This window comes from Streptomyces apocyni (assembly GCF_009739465.1).
Classification (GTDB): domain Bacteria; phylum Actinomycetota; class Actinomycetes; order Streptomycetales; family Streptomycetaceae; genus Streptomyces; species Streptomyces apocyni.
This window is the reverse complement of sequence record NZ_WHOM01000008.1, coordinates 1-915: the sequence shown is the minus strand read 5'-3', so window position 1 is coordinate 915 and position 915 is coordinate 1. Positions and strand designations below refer to the sequence as shown.

Sequence of the window (915 nt, the reverse complement as noted above, 5' to 3'; positions counted from 1 at the left end):
GGTCAGTGGCAGCTCGTCCAGGAGGACGAAGTTGCGGGGGATCATGTAGGCGGGCAGGCCGTCGGCGAGCGCGTCGCGCAGGCCGCTGGTGGAGGGTGTGGCGTCGTCGTCGGCCACCAGGTAGGCGACCAGGTCGGCCTGGCCCTGCCCGTGGTCGTCGCGGACGATGACGACGGCTTGGCGGATTCCTGGCTGTCGGCTCAGTGCGGCCTCGATCTCGCCCAGTTCGATCCGGAACCCGCGGACTTTGACCTGGCTGTCGCCTCTGCCGAGGTATTCCAGGGCGCCGTCGGCCTTCCAGCGGGCCAGGTCCCCGCTGCGGTATAGCCGCGCCCCGGGCTCACCGCCCAGATGATCCGGCACAAACCGCTCCGCAGTTAGTTCGGGCCGTCCGATGTAGCCGCGGGTCACCCCGGGCCCGCCGACGTACAGCTCTCCGACCACGCCGACGGGCACTGGCTGGCCGAACGCGTCCAGCACGTGCACCCACAGGTCCGGTAGCGCCTCACCGATCAGCGTGAATGCCCCGTCGAGCTGTTCCTCGGTGACTTCGGTGTAGGTGACGTGCACGGTGGTCTCGGTGATGCCGTACATGTTCACGAGTACGGGTTCGCGGTAGCCGTGCCGCTCACCCCAGTGCCGTACCGACGACCGGTCCAGCGCCTCACCGCCGAAGACGACGGCTCGTAGCGCCAGCCGTTCGTGCCGCCTGGCGTCCACGTCCTCGAACTGGCGGAACGCGGATGGGGTCTGGCTCAGCATCGTCACTCGCTCGTCTCGGACGAGGGCGTAGAACGCGTCGGTGTCGCGGCTGACGTCGTAGGGGACGACGATCACGCGTCCGCCGGTGGTGAGGGCACCCCACATTTCCCAGACGGAGAAGTCGAAGGCGAAGCTGTGGAACAGCGACCACAC

General features: G+C 68.5%; 1 protein-coding gene. It reads right to left on the bottom strand.

Annotated elements, in window-relative coordinates:
- On the bottom strand, nt 1-915 hold a 915-nt coding region (locus tag GCN81_RS00025; protein WP_156721301.1), incomplete at both ends, for an AMP-binding protein.